Source organism: Haloarcula mannanilytica, from assembly GCF_005406125.1.
GTDB classification, from domain to species: domain Archaea; phylum Halobacteriota; class Halobacteria; order Halobacteriales; family Haloarculaceae; genus Haloarcula; species Haloarcula mannanilytica.
In genome coordinates, this window is sequence record NZ_BIXZ01000001.1 from 603,344 (window position 1) to 618,879 (window position 15,536).

Below are 15,536 nucleotides of genomic sequence, written 5' to 3' on the forward strand. Positions count from 1 at the left end.
TCGGCAGCCAAACCCGAACACAATAATGGACGGAGACAATCGCTGTGGAGCAACACCAGGCACGACCGAATTCCACGCAGGAAACGTTTAGGGGGAGGGCTGTGACCCCCAGAATGCTATGGCAGACATCGAAGTCGAAAGCACGTGTGAAGAGGGCTACACAGTAGAGAGCGTCATCAACGGCGAGTGGGAACTTATCGTCGACGCCCTGAGCGAGAACGGGCCGTCGCCCAACGAGGTGTTGGCCGCCGACTACGCCTCCTGTTACATCCCGGCGCTGCGGGTCGCCGCCGACAAGTACGGCCACGAGGACATCGGTGCCGTCGACGTAGAAGTCGCCGCAGACCTTGACGAGGACGACGACCTGGAGTCCATCGATTTCCACGTCCAGGTCGAGGAGTCCCTCGCCGACGAAGAGCAGGACATCGTCGAACTCGCCGAGGACATCTGTCACGTCCACTCGGCGCTACAGGACGAACTCCACGCGGACATCAGCATCGAATCTGGCGTCTAAGCGGGCGGAAACAGGGAGTATCCGTGACTTTTCCGCGGCAGCAGTCCTGTAGTCGTCACTCCGGGAACAGCAGTATGACCGAGGACGTGTTGTGATAGCCAGTGTAATCCTCGTCGGCCGAGCAGACTTCGCCGTACGTTTCGAAACCGGCGAAGGGCGCGTCAATGGCGCTGTGAATCGTGTCGACGGCGTCATCGAAGTCGTCGCCGAGAATCATCGCACGGCAGGCACAGTCGTACACGAACCCACCCGCGACGTTTCCCCCGCCGAGTTCATTGACGGCGTTAGTCGCGGCGTTCCGCACTGCATACACCTGATCGGATTTATTGCTGTGTGTCACTCGGACCTCCGTTCCCTCGGAGACGGCAACGGCGAAATCAAGCGGCCCCTCGGTGTCAGTTGTATGGCCCGGCCACCGGATGTTGTACCCTTTCGTCGAGATGAGCTTGCTCTCGATGAAGCTCTTGATGCGGGAGGCAAGTCCGTCCGTGTCCGCTTCCGGTTCCGACTCGATACCGAGTTCGTAGCGGCCGAGCAACAGTACGAGGTCGTCTGACCCCGCTTGCAGTTCATCCACGTCAATGTCGTAGGTCTCCATCGCGTCCTCGCGGATCGCGTCCCGCCAGGCCTCGAAGGCCGGACGGCCGTCGAGTTCGTACACCGTGCTGCCCTCGGCGCGGGTCACCGTCATCGGCTCGGAGATCGGTTCGTGACCGTGGTTGACCGTTACCGGAAGCGGGTCTTCAGAGGCGATCAGCACGAGGACGACGGCATCAGTCTCGACGCGCCCGTTCCGGAAGACGTGCGTCTCCTGTAACTGGAGATCGTCACCCGCCGAGCCACCGACGACTGGCGTGTCCTCGCCGTCGAGGTACTGCTCGGTGAGCCTGGTGACTTTATTCCCGATCCCGGCCATCCCGTCGTGGAGATTGATGACCGTCCGGTGTGGGTACCCGTCGACGGCGGGGTCCTCCTTCGCAGGGAGGTCGTGGACGGCCTCAAACAGACAGCGCTCGGGATCGTCGCCGAGTTCCGTCGAGATACTGGAGAAAAACCGCATCGAGTCCGACGAGACGACGCCGACCGTGACGGTGCCGTTCCCCGACCCGGACTCGATGAACTCGCCGGAAGACGAACAACCGACGATTTCGGGTTCCGAGCCGATAACGCTCCGAGCGCCCCACAGCACCGCATCGTAATCGTACGTCGGCGAGCAGAAGATCTGACAGAAATCCGGCTCGTCGGCCGAGATGTCGGTCATCGCTTCCCGGATGGCGTCCATCGCGGCGGCGTCACCGGCGTCCCCCGTCGCTTGCCCCGTCCCAAACTCTGTAGTCATCGACCCGAGTTCTTTCGGGGAACCGTGTTAATCTGTTGGAAGCGTTATGACTACCATTATAAATCCTAGTACTATGATTCTACGGACTCTATTACAGCCAGCTACTTATCACACGGTCATAGACCTCACCGCCGCTCGGAGCGGGAAACGCTCATACCGCCGGCCCGCAAACACCTGGGTATGAGTGACTCAGACTGGACCGACCGCATCGCTGGCGAACGGATGGCGGTCGATCAACGGTTCAACGAACAGGTCAAGGCATCGTCGTTCTCCAGCCAGCAGTGGGGCCTTGTAATGACCGCCGTCGAGTTCGAAATCGAGAACCCGGACGACCCCGACGCCGCTCGGATCGTGGCCGATACATCGAAGTTGTCCAGTGTCATGCCAGAGATGGAACGGGTCGCGAACCAGAGTCCGATGGGCGGGGGCGGTCCTGGCGGGGACAGCGGCGGTTCGGGCGGCGGCGGCCTGCTCTCGGGCGTGAAGGACGCCCTGGGCCTGGGCGGGTCCGGCGGCGGGAACAAGCAACAGGAGGAGGAAGCGGCTCGTCTGGCACAGGAGTACGCGGAGAAGCTACAGGAGAAACTGGAGTCCAACGGGCGCTGGGACGCTGTTTGTAAGCAGGCCCGGAGTTAGTACTGTTCGCCACCGTGGAACAGCGTTAGCTCCTCGGCCTCGTAGATGTTGATGAGTTCCGTCACGATGTCGTCGTAGGATTCGTCTTCGACACGAAGGTCGTCGAGGCGGTCCACCGTTTCCGCGTCCAATTCCACGGATAGCATACACGAACCTTTCACTGGAACGTACTTAATTCCCGCCCACGATCAAAAACGAACGCGAACAGTAGTAACAAATCAGAACCGAAAACGGTTAATGGTCGTTCTCGGTAGGAACATACCACATGCGACCACTGGGAGACTCACCGCTCGTACGGAACGACAAGACGCTCGTGCTGGCACACGACCACGGGCTGGAACACGGTCCCAAGCAGTTCAGCGGCGTCGAGGAGCGCCTCGATCCCCGCGAAGTGTTCGAGATGGCGACCCACGACGCCGTGACGGCCCTGGCCGTCGGCAAGGGGCTGGCCGAGACGTACTACCCGAGCTACGAGGACGACGTGAACCTGCTGGCGAAGCTCAACGGCGGGTCGGACCTCTGGATGGGCGACCCGTACTCGCCACAGAACTGGTCCGTCGACTACGCCGCCGAACTCGGTGCCGACGCCATTGGCTACACCATCTACCCGGGTGTCAACCGCGAGACCGACATGTTCGAGGACTTCCGTCCGGTCCAAGAGAACGCGCGCGACCACGACCTGCCGATTGCGATGTGGTCGTACCCGCGCGGCCAGGCCATCAAGGAACACCGGAGTCCGTCAACGATTGCCTACGCGGCCCGCATCGGCCTCGAACTCGGAGCCGACTTCACGAAGGTCAAGTACCCGCGTGACAAGGAGGCGATGGCCCATGCTGTCCGCTCGGCAGCTGATAACCGCGTTCTGCTCTCCGGTGGGTCGAAAACATCCGACCGGGACTTCCTCGAACTCGTCGAGGACTGCATGGATGTCGGCGTCGCCGGCCTCGCCGTCGGCCGCAACGTCTGGCAGCGCGATGACCCCTACGACATTCTGGACAAGCTCGAAGGCGTCATCTTCGAGGACGCGACGGCCGACGACGTGCTGTAGGCTATGGACGAGCAGACGCGTAGAGCCGTCGCCGCGGCGGACGAGGCGTTGCCGTCCAGCGACGCGCTTCCCGGCGCTTTCGACACCGGACGAGTCGTGTTCGGCTTCGACGGCTACCTCGACCGCGTTCGGGAGGTCGTCGCTGACCGCATCGACCCCGAGAGCCACGAACGCCTTGCCACGCTGGAGAGCTTCGGCGACCGCATCGAACGCTCCGTCGCAGCCGACAGCTCTCTCTCCTTCGAGTGGTTCCAGCAGGGCAACCGAACCGGCGGTCACACCAGTCACCTCGCCCGGGCCTTCGGCGTCTGGTCGTTCGACCCGGTGATGATTGGGATGTACGGCGACCCGGTCCACGACGCCTTCGAGGCGGAGTTCGGCGAGTACGACCTCCATTCGCTGGGCGAACCCGGCGTCACCGACGCCGTCGAGTTCGACGACGGGAAGCTCATGCTCACCGAGATCGGCGACACGATGGCCCTGGACTGGGCCGAACTCGACGCGGCCTTCGGCCACGAGCGACTGGCCGAGAAGCTCGACGGCGCGCGCCTACTCGGGACCGGCTACTGGTCCGAGACGCCGGACCTGCCGACCATCTTCGATGGGCTCCGTGACCTGTGGGACGACATCGAGGACCCACCGGAGACCGTCCTTGTCGACCCCGGCGACGTGCGGAAGCTCGATGCCGACCGTCTGCGCGCCGGCCGTGAGGCCATCGGCCGACTAGACGAGGTGACTGACGTGGTGGTCTCGTCGAACCGGGCCGAGACGGGCGTCCTCGCGGACGCCTACGCCGGCGAGGCCGAGTGGTCGTTCACCGAGGACGCCGAGGCGGTGTTCGACGCGCTGGAGCCGACCTGGTTCGTCGGTCACGGCGTCGAACGCTCGGTCGTCGTCTCCGCGGACGGCACCGACAGCGTCGCCGTCCCGGCCGTTTCGGACCCGGAGCTGACGACCAGTTCAGGCGACCACTTCAACGCCGGGCTGGGGCTCGCACTCATTGCTGGCCTCCCGCCCGCGGCCGCCGTCGTCGTCGGCAACGCCGTCGCCGGCTACTTCGTCCGGACCGCCGATCAGCCGTCGCTGACTGACGTGCGCGCGTTCGTCGACGACTACCTCGAAAAGTTCTGAGCCGCGGTCTCCGATTTCTACGACGCTTTTTTTGCCCGCTACAGCCGCCGAACCGTCACGTTGTCCCGAAGCGTCTCGATATCGCTCAGGTCGGGAACGGCCGTGCCGGCCCGCTGGACCACCTGCGAGGAGACGGCGACGCCGGTCTGGAGTGCCGTCTCGTCGTCCGCGCCGGCCTCCCAGGCGCTCAGGACGCCTGAGAGGAGCGCGTCGCCGGCTCCGACGGTGTCGACCACGTCGATGTCGAGCGCTTCGGCGTACAGCCGGCCCGCATCGCCGACAAGGACAGCACCGTCCGCACCGAGGGAGGCCAGGACGCGGTCGAAGCCCCGTTCCCGGAACGCCTCCGCCGCGTCCGCACACCCCTCGACGGTGGAGACATCGGCCCCGGTCGCGTCGCCGAGTTCGGCGCGGTTCGGTTTACAGAGCCCGTACTGAGCGTCGAGTTCCCGGAGAATGTCGCCCCCGGTGTCGACGATTGTCTCCCAGTCGCCGCCGGCCGCGATGCGGTCGATAGCGTCGGGGGACAGCCCTGGCGGCAGGCTCCCACCGACGAGCACGCGGTCGGGAGACTGCGCTCGCACCTGTTCGAGCAGCGAGTCGACGACCGACTCGCCGACAGTCGGGCCGGCCTGGTTCAGTTTGTACTCTTCGGCGGCCGCGATAGCGGTGGTGTTGAGCCGGGTCGTTCCGTCCACGTCGACGAAGGCCGTCTCGACGCCGTCGTCCTGCAGCGTCTCCCGAATAAATGTCCCGGTGAACCCGCCCAGTAGTCCCGTTGCGACGCAGGGCCGGTCCATCGCGGTGAGCAACTGTGCGGCGTTGATGCCTTTCCCGCCGGCGTCGAACTGCGCATCCTCGGCCCGCATGACACGGTCAGGGGCCATCTGTTCGTCGAACTGAATCGTCTGGTCGACTGCGGGGTTGTAGGTAACGGTGACAATCATGTGCTGACCTCTTCGACGGTTACGTCTGCGTCCGCGAGTGCTGTGGCGAGTGCGCCCGACGGGCTGGCGTCGGTAACGAGCAAGTCGGCCTGGTCTAAGTCGGCGAAGCTGACGAAGCTCCGGTCGCCGAACTTCGACGCGTCGGCAACCAGGACGACTCGGCGGGCGCGCTCGACCATCAGTTCCTTGACGGCCGCCTCGTCCTCGTTGGGCGTCGACAGCCCGGCAGCGCTGTCGAGGGCGTTCGTCCCCAGAAACAACAGATCGAAGTTCATTCGCCCGATGGTTCGCTCGGCCATCGGGCCAACGAGTGCCCGGGTCCGCGGTCGGAGGCTCCCGCCGGTGAGTTTGGCGTCGACATCTCGCTCGGCCACTTCAGTGGCAAGCTCCGGCATGTTCGTCGCCGCGACGTAGTCCGTGTCCGGAATCGCGCGGGCGACCTCCATCGTTGTCGAGCCGGCATCGAAACAGACCACGTGGCCCTCGCGGACTTCCTGTGCGGCTCGGTCGCCGATAGCCTGTTTCTCCGCGTAGTGGTCGACCTCGCGCTGGCCGTACGGTCGTTCGGTCCCCGCGGAGGACGCCGGTACTGCGCCGCCGTGAGACCGTTTTATCCGGCCTTGCGACTCCAGGTCCCGGAGGTCACGGCGTATCGTTGCCTTCGAGAACTCCAGTTCCGCGGCCAACTCCGACACTGAACAACCGTCTCGCTCTGTCACCAACTGCACGATAGTGCGCTTTCGCTCGGCCGGGAGCATTCTCTCGGCTGTGATTGTTTCGCTTCGGTTTTACCTCTTTCTATTGGAGTTGTGCTTGTTTCTGACCAAAGATCGGCCAACAAAAGCGGCTACAGCTCGTCGATGACCGCCGCGGTCACGTCCTCGGTGGACGCGTCCCCGCCCAGATCCGGCGTCCGGGGACCCGAGTCGAGCACGCGCTCGACGGCCGACCGGACGGCGTCGCCCTGCTCGTCGTACCCCAGGTGATCGAGCAACATCGCGGCGGAGAGGATCATCGCCGAGGGGTTGGCAATGCCCTCACCGGCGATGTCCGGCGCGGAGCCATGGACCGGTTCGAACAGCGCGTTCTCCTCGCCGATGTTGGCCGAGGGCAGCAGGCCGAGACCGCCAACGAGGCCGGCGGCGAGGTCCGACAGCATGTCGCCGGCGAGGTTCGGAGAGATGACGACGCCGTAGTCCTGTGGGTTCATGACGAGATGCATCGCGAGCGCGTCCATGAGCGCGGTGTCGTAGGAGGCGTCGCGGTCCTCGCCGACCGCCGAGGCGGTATCGAGGAAGAGTCCGTCGGTGGTGCGCATGACGTTTGCCTTGTGGGCGATGGTCACGTCGTCGTAGCCGTTCTGCTTGGCGTAGCTGAACCCGTACTCGGCGATCTTCTCGGAGGCGTCTTCGGTGATGACCCGCGTACAGGTGGTGACGCCCTCGGCGATTTCGCTCTCGATGCCCTTGTAGACGCCCTCGGTGTTCTCCCGAATGAACACGATGTCGGTGTCAGGCTGGACGGCGTCGAGGCCGGGGTAGGACCGAGCTGGACGGACGTTAGCGAACGAACCGACGACCTGTCGAAGTGGCAGTATAACGTCGGCCGCTGTTTCGCCGGCCGCGCCGAACAGCGTCGCGTCGGCATCAGCTGCTAGCTTCCGTGTCTCGTTGGGTAGTGCCTCACCGGTCTCGCCTTTCACGGCGTCGCCGGCCTCGCCCTCAACGAAGTCGAAATCGACGGCGTCGATGGCTTCCAGTACCTCGACCGCAGCGGGGGTGACCTCCTGTCCGATTCCGTCACCGGGGATAACGGCTATCTCGTGTGTCATTGCCGGTGAGACGGGGGCGGCCGGTGAAAGTGGTTCGGTTCCGGCGTGTCGGTTCCGGCTGCAGCCACGCAAACCGACCAGCGGCGGACGGAGTCAGCATCATATAACGCGGCGTATGGACCGGAAACAGGCACAACACAGGGGAATGGCACGGGTGACCAGCGGACGACGTGAGCGTGTGGAGGGCCGAAGCGAATCGGGGAGGATCGCTGGCGACCCGTGCGCAACTACTCGTAGCGATGAGAGCTATGTATATTCTATCTCAATACTAATTATACAGTAGATACTATCTAAACTATTGATACAATAGGGCTACAGCGACAGGAGCACCGAACTGAAACGGGCCGGAGAAACTGATGAGCGACGTGCACGCGGTCCGACTACCGATACAGCATCGCCTGGGCGACCTTCTCGCCGCGGTAGTAGCCGGGGGCAGTGGCGACTGTCGCTGTCTTTACGTCGCCCTCGGCGGTCACCACGCGGTACTCCTTTTGCGGAGCGGAGATGTCGTTACGCATCAACTGCTGGAACCGCTCTCTGGCCGACTCCCGCTCGTCGGGGTGGAGAAAGTCACTCGCCTTTTTGCCCGCGATCTCAGCAAAGGAGTCCGCATCGAGAAACGCCACAGCTGCCTCGTTCGCGTACAGCGCTTCCCAGTCACGGTCAAAGAGGAGAATCGGAATCGGCGCAGTGTCGACGAGATTGTGATACCGGTCTTCCGTGCGTTGCACCGCGGTTTCGGCCCGAACGCTCCGGACCGCGTTCTGGATTCGGTTCGCCAGCACGGTGTACTGCTCCGTCCCGGTCCCTTTCTGCAGGTAGTCAGTGACGCCGGCCGAGATCGCCTGGCTCGCGATTTCCTCTGACCCCTTGCCGGTGAACAGAATAAACGGCAGGTCGGGGTAGTCATCTCTGACCAGTTCCAGAAAATCTAGCCCGTCCCTGTCGGGCATATCGTAATCGCTGACGATGCAGTCTATCGAGTTGTCGTGCAGCACCGTCAGCGCCTCATCGACACACGTCGCAGTCACTACCGAGAACGCCGTGTCCTCTCGTTCCAGAAACTCCGAAACGATCTCGCTAAAGTTCGGATTGTCGTCGAGATGGAGCACCGTGATAGCATCTATCGAGACGTGGTTCATGCGGGATGGTTCCCAAGTATAATTAATTATGGTGTGAAACTACGAAAGGGTTGGGTTCTGTTTATACGTGTTCTGCGTATGTGAGTGACAGAGACTGCAGCCACGTCATAGTTTGTGCCGGAACGCGTGGAGGACGTTCTCGCCGGTCTCGGTCAGTTCGACCTGTTTCGTCCGGCCGACATCGCTGACCGCGATGTACCCGTCCTCGACCAATGGATCAATGATGTTGGCGTTTAACAGCGCGAATTTCGCCTTGTCGTTTGCCGGGTCCGCATCGTCGATGAACGAAAGCCCGGCGTCTTCGGCAAACTCGATGAGGTCCGATTTCTTGGCGGTGTACGTGTCCGTGTTGGTCCGCTTCAGGTAGTCGAGGACAGCGACCTGGTCGCGGGAGATGGCTTCGATGGGATATGATGGCAGGACCTCCGCGCGCTCCATCCCGCGAGTGAGCGGTTCCGACGAAACTGACGGGACGTGTTCCTCGGGGTGGACGTAGTACGCTGTGGCCGCTGTTGCCATGCACGCGATGGCGCTCCCGATAGCCGCCACCTTCGGCCCGCTGGAGACGTTGACGCGCACGATGTCCTCGGGATGGTCGGCGGTCAGTGTCGTCACGACCGCTAGCACGTCATAGAGGTCGTGTAAATCCGCTTGGTACAGTTCGACGTTGACGCCGTTGTCGTCCAGTTCGTCCACGAGTGCCTGCTGGTACGGTGTCAGCCGTTCCGGGTCCGTCGTCGCTGTGAGCAGGTACACCTCATCGGCGTTGTGCTGGTGGATCGGTTCGGCAATCCGGTCGCGCTCGTGCCCCAGCGGCGCGATGTGTATCTCCCGAATCTGGTCCATGTGGGAAGAGCGCCTCGCACAGCTATTGGTCTTACCATAGTCGAGACAAAAACCGTTCACGCAAACCGAGGTCGCTCTGCGCCTCGCGTTAGTCGTCCGCTTCTGCGAACCGGACGCCTACGCCTTGGACACGCGAAGCGGCGCTCTGGCGCTCACGGCGTCGCCGTTCGCGCATACCGAGGTCGCGGGGCGCCCTCGCGCTAATCGTCCGCTTCTGCGAACCGGACGCCTATGCCTCGGACACGCGAAGCGGTCCTCGTAGTTAGTCGTCCGCTTCGATATCCGACCGCGTCTGGTCCAGATACGGCAACTGCGAGGCCGTCTCCTCGATAGCGTTCCGGTTGGCCTTCATCAGCGCCGTCGTGTCCCAGTTGCCCTCGACGAGGGCCTCGCGCTGGGCGCGGTCGACGCTGACGTTGACCTCGTTGTCACCGTAGGTGACCGTCTCCGCCCGCACGTCGACTTCGATGTTGCCGTCGGGGTTGTCGTCGACCCATTGCTGGAGCGCGTTGATCGTCTCGTGGTCGGCGGTGACTGTCGGAATGCCGAGTGCCAGACAGTTCCCGGCGAAGATTTCGGCGAAGGACTCGCCGATGATAGCGTCGATACCCCAGCGCATGAGCGCCTGCGGCGCGTGCTCGCGGGAGGAGCCACAGCCGAAGTTGGCGTTGACGACCATCACGTTCGAGTCCTGGAATCGCTCCTCGTTGAACGGATGGTCCTTCTCGTTGTCCTCGTCGTCGAACCGCAGGTCGAAGAAGGCGAACTCGCCCAGGCCGTCGAAGGTGACGACCTTCATGAACCGCGCCGGGATGATCTGGTCCGTGTCGATGTCGTTGCCGCGAATCGGAATGCCAGACCCTTCGACGTAGTCGACTGACGGGATGTCCTCAGTCGGGTCGCTCACGCTAAGTTCACCTCCTTCAGGTCGCGCACGTCAGACACCTCGCCGGTGATGGCTGCGGCGGCCACCATCCGTGGGTTCATCAGGACGGTCCGGCCATCCTTGCTGCCCTGGCGGCCGACGAAGTTCCGGTTCGAGGAGGAGGCACAGGCCTCGTCGCCCTCCAGTTGATCCTCGTTCATGCCGAGACACATCGAACAGCCGGCGTTGCGCCACTCGAAGCCGGCGTCCTCGAAGATGTCCTTCAGGCCTTCCTCCTCGGCGGCGCGCTGGACGCGCTGGCTGCCGGGGACGACGAACGCTCGCACGTCGTCGTCGACCTCGCGGCCCTTGACGATGCGGGCGGCGCGACGGAGGTCGGGCAGTCGAGCGTTCGTACAGGAACCCAGGAAGGCCACGTCAATGTCGTAGCCTTCCATCGTCTCGCCGGGTTCGACGCGCATGTGCTTCTGGGCGCGCCGGGCGGTGTCGACCTTGTCGTCGGCCAGCGACTCGGGCTCGGGAATCGGGTCGTCGATACCGATGCCCTGGCCAGGCGTGGTCCCCCACGTGACGACGGGGTCCAGTTCGCCGGCGTCGATCTCGACGATGTCGTCGTATTCGGCGTCCTCGTCCGAGCGGATGGACTCCCAGTAGGGTTTGAGTTCCTCGAACTTCTCGGGGTGCTCCTGGAAGTAGTCGGTGTCTTTCAGCCACTCGTAGGTGGTCTCGTCGGGATTGACATAGCCCGCGCGAGCGCCGCCCTCGATAGACATGTTACAGATGGACATCCGCCCTTCCATGTCGAGGTTCTCGATAGTCTCGCCGGCGTACTCGTAGACGTAGCCGACGCCGCCCTCGGTCCCGAGTCGGCGGATGATTTCGAGGATGATGTCCTTTGCTTCGACGCCCTCGTCGAGTTCGCCGGTGACTTCGATCTTGCGGACCTTCTGTTTCTCCATCGCGATGGTCTGGGTCGCCAGCACGTCCCGGATCTGGCTGGTCCCGATACCGAACGCGAGCGCGCCGAAGGCGCCGTGGGTGGAGGTATGGCTGTCGCCACAGACGATTGTCTTGCCGGGCTGGGTGATGCCCTGCTCCGGGCCGATGACGTGAACGATACCTTGGTCACCTGTCGTTGGGTCAGAGAACTGGATGCCGGCGTCCCGGACGTTCTCTTCGAGTTCGGCCATCATCGTCTCGGCCGCGTCGTCGCTGTAGGGCCGGTCCTGGTTCGCGGTCGGCACGATGTGGTCGACCGTCGCGTGGGTCAGGTCCGGGCGTGCGACTTCGAGGCCGCGCTCTTTGAGCATGCCGAAGGCCTGCGGGCTGGTGACCTCGTGGATGAGGTGGAGCCCGACGAACAGCTGGTCCTGCCCATTGGGCAGGGTCGTGACTTTGTGTCGGTCCCATACCTTGTCGTATAACGTGCCTCGGCTCATACTGTCTCGTCCCGTCCTTCGGTTCCGCGCTCGTAGGCGCGGGTGACGCCCTCGCCGGGTGCCTCGTGGTCGATATCCTCCATCGTCTCGTCAGTCTCCTCGCCGTCGCGCTCGCCACCGTCGGCGGCGACGACCGGACCGCGGCGAAACACCGCGCCGAAGGTCGCGCTCGTCTTCGGGTGGGTGTGCTGAACGCTGCGCATCGTCTCGCGCGAGTCTGTCGATTCGCTCGTGTCTGTTGTTGGTTTGTCGTCAGTCATCTGCGGGTGCTTCTTCCTTCTGAGCGTCGGCGTCCTCGCCCCACGCGAACAGCTCGCGCAGGCGACCACCGACTTCCTCGATCTGGTGGTTCTGTTCGGCGTCGCGGTACTGCTTGTAGGCGGGCCGGTTGGCCTGGTTCTCGTTGATCCACTCGCGGGCGAACTCGCCGTTCTGGACCTCTTCGAGGATCTTCTCCATCCCCTCGCGGTCGATGACCTCCTCGCCGCGAGTCAGGCCGCCGTACTCGGCGGTGTCGGAGACGGAGTTCCACATGCCCATGTGGCCCCCCTCGTACATGAGGTCGACAATGAGCTTCAGTTCGTTCAGACACTCGAAGTAGGCCATCTCCGGCGCGTAGCCGGCGTCGACCAGCGTCTCGAAGCCGGCCTTGACCATCTCGGTGACGCCGCCACAGAGGACGGCCTGCTCGCCGAAGAGGTCCGTCTCGACCTCTTCCTGGAAGGTCGTCTCGATGACGCCGGCGCGGGTGCAGCCGATGCCCTTCGCGTAGGCCAGTGACTCTTCCTTGGCGTCGCCTGTCGCGTCCTGATAGACCGCGATGAGACCCGGCGTCCCTTCGCCGCGCTCGTAGGTCCGGCGCACGAGGTGGCCCGGCGACTTGGGCGCGACCATCGTCACGTCCACATCTTCCGGCGGCTCGATCTGGCCGTAGTGGATGTTGAAACCGTGGGCGAACTGGAGCGTGTCCCCGGCGTCCAGTCCGTCCTCGATGGCTTCGTACACGTACGGCTGGACCGTGTCGGGGACCAGCATCACGACGCGGTCCGCCTCGGCGGCGGCCACGTCAGGGGCCTCGACGCGGAGGCCGGCGTCTTCGGCGTCGGCCCGCGACGAGGAGTCCTCCCGGAGGCCGACAACCACATCCACACCTGACTCGTGGAGGTTCAGCGCGTGGGCGTGGCCCTGTGAGCCGTAGCCCAGTACGGCTACGGTCTCGTCGTCGAGTGTCGATACGTCAGCGTCTTCGTCGTAGTAGACTGTGGTGGTGAATTCGTCAGACATCTTTCTCTAATGTTTTCGGGCCGCGTTCCAGTGCGGCGGCCCCGGTTCGCACGATCTCCTGCACGTCGAACTGCTTGAACGCCTCGACGGCGGCGTCGATCTTCTGCTTGCTGCCCGTGATCTCAACGGTGACCGAATCGGTCGACGCGTCGACGGCCTGCCCGTCGTACATGTCTGCGACGGCGTTCACGTCGTCGGGCTTCTCGCCGCTGACTTTCACCAGCGCGAGCTCCCGCCGGACGGACTCGCCTTCGAGCTCCCTGACGGAGACGACGGGCACGAGCTTCCGCAGTTGCTTTTTCGCCTGATCGATCCCCGGTTCCGGCTCCTCGATGAGGATCGTCATCCGGGCTGTATCCTCGTCGACAGTCGGGCCGACGGTGAGGCTTTCGATATTGAACTGCCGCCGGCTGAACAACGCCGACACCTCCGAGAGGACGCCCGGTCGGTGTTTAACCAGGGCTGACAGCACCGCCTGCCGCGGTTCGTGGGTCACTTCGGCCTCGGGGTCGACGCGGATTCCCTGCGTGTTGCGTCGACCCTTCGGGCGCATCCGTTCGTCCGGCGCGGGGCCTGGCATGCCTCCTGTCATAGTTGGTCCAGATGGTCTTCTTCGAGCGCGAACAGGCCGTTGTCACCGCCACTCGGGACCATCGGGAAGACGTTCTCCCCGGGGTCGATGTGGGCGTCGATGACGCTTGGCCCGTCGTAGTCGCGTGCTTCCTGTATCGTTTCCTCGACGTTCTCGTACGATTCGAGCGTGAACCCGCGCGCGCCGAAGGCCTCGGCCAGCTTGTCGAACTGCGGAATCCACGGGTACTCCGAGGCCATCCGGCGGCCCTCGTAGAAGCCGTCCTGCCACTGGCGGACCATCCCGACCGCCTCGTTGTTCAGAACGACGTAGGTGATATCGAGTTGCTCACGCACCGCAACGGAGAGGCCCTGAACGGTCATCAAGAACGAGCCGTCGCCGTCGAAGCAGACGACTTCCTGGTCCGGCGCGGCGAGTTTCGCGCCGATGGCGGCGGGCACGCCGTAGCCCATCGTCCCGAGGCCGTGGGAGGAGACCCACGTCCGGGGTTCGGTGTACTCCCAGAACTGGGAGGCCCACATCTGGTGCTGGCCGACGCCGGTACAGACGATGGTGTCGTCCGGCGTCAGATCCGAGAACGTCTCGACGACGTACTGCGGTTTCAGCGGCTCATCCTCGGGCATCTCGTAGGTCATCGGGTACTCCGATTTCCACTCCTGGCACTGCTCGCGCCACTCGTCGGCGTCGGGCGCACGCGGCATCGCATCGAACAGCTGCCGGAGCACTTCCCGGGCGTCCCCGATGAGCGGGTAGTCGGCGTAGATGTTCTTGCTGATCTCGGCGGGGTCGATGTCGACGTGGATGATATCCGCATCGGGTGCGAAGGAGTCGACGCCGCCGGTCAGGCGGTCGTCGAAGCGCGTCCCGATAGCCAGCATGCAGTCGGTGTTGGTAATCGCCATGTTGGCGTACCCGGTGCCGTGCATGCCGGCCCACTCCAGGGAAAGTTCGTGGTCCTCGGGGAAGCTCCCGATACCGGGCATCGTCGTGATGACCGGAATCTCGTATTCTTTGGCGAACTCCCGGAGCGCGCTCGACGCGTTCGCCTTGATGACGCCGCCACCTGAGAGGATGACCGGGCGGTCGGCCTCAGACAGCGCCTCGGCGGCCTCCTGCACGTTCGCGTCGTCGGCCTCCTCGGGCACGTCGTAGGTGTCCGGCGTCTCCGGTTTCCCGGGTTCGACCTCGGTCTCGCCCTGGGTTACGTCCTTCGGGAGGTCCACGAGCGTCGGCCCTTGCCGGCCGGCATCGGCGAGCGCGAACGCTTCGCTGACGTTGTCACCGACAGTGTCGGAGTCGGCGGCGAAGTAGCTCTCCTTCGTGATGGGCTGGGTGATGCCGACGGTGTCGGTCTCCTGAAAGGCGTCGTTGCCGACGAACTCCGTCGGGACCTGGCCGGTCAGTGCAATGACCGGGTCCGAGTCCATGTTCGCGTCGGCGATGCCGGTCACGAGGTTCGTCGCGCCGGGGCCCGAGGTTGCGAAACAGACGCCGGGGTCGCCGGTGACGATCCCGTACGCGTCCGCCGCGTGTGAAGCGCCCTGCTCGTGGGCCATCGTGACGTGGTTGATGTCGGAGTCGTACAGCGCGTCGTAGACGGGCATAATCGCGCCGCCCTGAACGCCGAAGACGTAATCCGTCCCGGCGTTTTCCAGCGCGCGGATGACCGATTGTGCGCCCGTCGTGACCGGTTCCTGTTCGGTTTCGGACTCGGCGTCCTCGTCCTCTTTGGGAACTGATGCGCGTTCGCTCATCGTGCCATCCCTCCGTCTGTTCGTGTCTGCGTTCGATACCGCGGTAATGTGTGTGCTGCGTGCATGACTGGTGACTCTGTGGTGTTGTGGCGAAGCGATTCGACCGGATATGAAAATGTGAAGTGAGGGGCTATAGGGCCCCTACAA

At 63.9% G+C, this 15,536-nt stretch carries 17 protein-coding genes; 4 read left to right on the forward strand and 13 right to left on the reverse strand.

Features of this window, described 5'->3' with window-relative positions; all coding sequences use genetic code 11:
- The first annotated feature begins 118 nt into the window (after positions 1-118).
- Entirely contained in the window at positions 119-514 is a 396-nt protein-coding gene (locus Harman_RS02990; protein WP_137682329.1) for an OsmC family protein, read from the forward strand.
- Positions 515-569: 55 nt separating this feature from the next.
- On the opposite strand, the gene Harman_RS02995 is transcribed toward Harman_RS02990, so the two are convergent.
- The gene (locus Harman_RS02995; RefSeq protein ID WP_137682330.1) at positions 570-1,853 is read right to left on the reverse strand and encodes an FIST signal transduction protein; all 1,284 of its coding nucleotides are present in this window, start codon (positions 1,851-1,853) and stop codon (positions 570-572) included.
- Positions 1,854-2,033: 180 nt separating this feature from the next.
- Here Harman_RS02995 and Harman_RS03000 point away from each other — a divergent pair, with 180 nt between their 5' ends.
- Positions 2,034-2,489 (forward strand): DUF5799 family protein, encoded by a 456-nt coding sequence (locus Harman_RS03000; protein WP_137682331.1) that lies wholly within the window; start codon positions 2,034-2,036, stop codon positions 2,487-2,489.
- Here the strand turns inward: Harman_RS03000 and Harman_RS21365 are convergent.
- Positions 2,486-2,635 (reverse strand): DUF7557 family protein, encoded by a 150-nt coding sequence (locus tag Harman_RS21365; RefSeq protein ID WP_200830812.1) that lies wholly within the window; start codon positions 2,633-2,635, stop codon positions 2,486-2,488. The two genes, Harman_RS03000 and Harman_RS21365, sit on opposite strands and share 4 nt — an antisense overlap.
- Positions 2,636-2,754: 119 nt before the next feature.
- On the opposite strand from Harman_RS21365, the gene Harman_RS03005 reads away from it, so the two are divergent.
- Both Harman_RS03005 and Harman_RS03010 read left to right on the forward strand, forming a co-directional pair.
- Positions 2,755-3,537 (forward strand): class I fructose-bisphosphate aldolase, encoded by a 783-nt coding sequence (locus tag Harman_RS03005; RefSeq protein WP_053968421.1) that lies wholly within the window; start codon positions 2,755-2,757, stop codon positions 3,535-3,537.
- Positions 3,538-3,540: 3 nt separating this feature from the next.
- Positions 3,541-4,668: a hypothetical protein gene (locus Harman_RS03010; RefSeq protein ID WP_137682332.1), complete on the forward strand. Its 1,128-nt coding sequence runs from the start codon at positions 3,541-3,543 to the stop codon at positions 4,666-4,668.
- 38 nt (positions 4,669-4,706) lie between these two features.
- Here the strand turns inward: Harman_RS03010 and pfkB are convergent, their stop codons facing one another.
- The 11 genes from pfkB to ilvB all read right to left on the reverse strand — a co-directional run bounded on the left by pfkB (position 4,707) and on the right by ilvB (position 15,389).
- Positions 4,707-5,615 carry a 1-phosphofructokinase gene (gene pfkB, locus Harman_RS03015; RefSeq protein ID WP_137682333.1) on the reverse strand — a complete coding sequence of 303 codons (909 nt, stop codon included), beginning with the start codon at positions 5,613-5,615 and terminating at the stop codon, positions 4,707-4,709.
- Positions 5,612-6,373 (reverse strand): HTH-type transcriptional regulator GlpR, encoded by a 762-nt coding sequence (gene glpR, locus Harman_RS03020; protein WP_137682334.1) that lies wholly within the window; start codon positions 6,371-6,373, stop codon positions 5,612-5,614. The genes pfkB and glpR overlap by 4 nt, the downstream gene beginning before the upstream one ends.
- An 89-nt stretch (positions 6,374-6,462) precedes the next feature.
- Positions 6,463-7,446, reverse strand: coding sequence for an isocitrate/isopropylmalate dehydrogenase family protein (locus tag Harman_RS03025; protein WP_137682335.1), 984 nt, complete (start codon positions 7,444-7,446; stop codon positions 6,463-6,465).
- A gap of 380 nt (positions 7,447-7,826) precedes the next feature.
- Entirely contained in the window at positions 7,827-8,588 is a 762-nt protein-coding gene (locus Harman_RS03030; RefSeq protein ID WP_137682336.1) for a response regulator, read from the reverse strand.
- Between the two features lie 105 nt (positions 8,589-8,693).
- Positions 8,694-9,434, reverse strand: a complete 741-nt coding sequence (locus tag Harman_RS03035) for an HFX_2341 family transcriptional regulator domain-containing protein (protein WP_137682337.1) — start codon at positions 9,432-9,434, stop codon at positions 8,694-8,696.
- A 262-nt stretch (positions 9,435-9,696) separates the two neighbouring features.
- Positions 9,697-10,341, reverse strand: coding sequence for a 3-isopropylmalate dehydratase small subunit (gene leuD, locus Harman_RS03040; protein ID WP_137682338.1), 645 nt, complete (start codon positions 10,339-10,341; stop codon positions 9,697-9,699).
- The gene (gene leuC / locus Harman_RS03045) at positions 10,338-11,759 is read right to left on the reverse strand and encodes a 3-isopropylmalate dehydratase large subunit (protein WP_137682339.1); all 1,422 of its coding nucleotides are present in this window, start codon (positions 11,757-11,759) and stop codon (positions 10,338-10,340) included. The genes leuD and leuC overlap by 4 nt, the downstream gene beginning before the upstream one ends.
- Complete coding sequence (locus Harman_RS03050) at positions 11,756-12,019, reverse strand: hypothetical protein (protein WP_137682340.1); 264 nt, start codon at positions 12,017-12,019, stop codon at positions 11,756-11,758. Before Harman_RS03050 ends, leuC begins: the two co-directional genes overlap by 4 nt.
- Positions 12,012-13,043 (reverse strand): ketol-acid reductoisomerase, encoded by a 1,032-nt coding sequence (ilvC, locus tag Harman_RS03055; RefSeq protein WP_137682341.1) that lies wholly within the window; start codon positions 13,041-13,043, stop codon positions 12,012-12,014. The genes Harman_RS03050 and ilvC overlap by 8 nt, the downstream gene beginning before the upstream one ends.
- Positions 13,036-13,623, reverse strand: a complete 588-nt coding sequence (gene ilvN / locus Harman_RS03060; RefSeq protein ID WP_137682342.1) for an acetolactate synthase small subunit — start codon at positions 13,621-13,623, stop codon at positions 13,036-13,038. The genes ilvC and ilvN overlap by 8 nt, the downstream gene beginning before the upstream one ends.
- Before the next feature lie 8 nt (positions 13,624-13,631).
- Complete coding sequence (gene ilvB, locus Harman_RS03065) at positions 13,632-15,389, reverse strand: biosynthetic-type acetolactate synthase large subunit (protein WP_137682343.1); 1,758 nt, start codon at positions 15,387-15,389, stop codon at positions 13,632-13,634.
- Positions 15,390-15,536 lie beyond the last annotated feature (147 nt).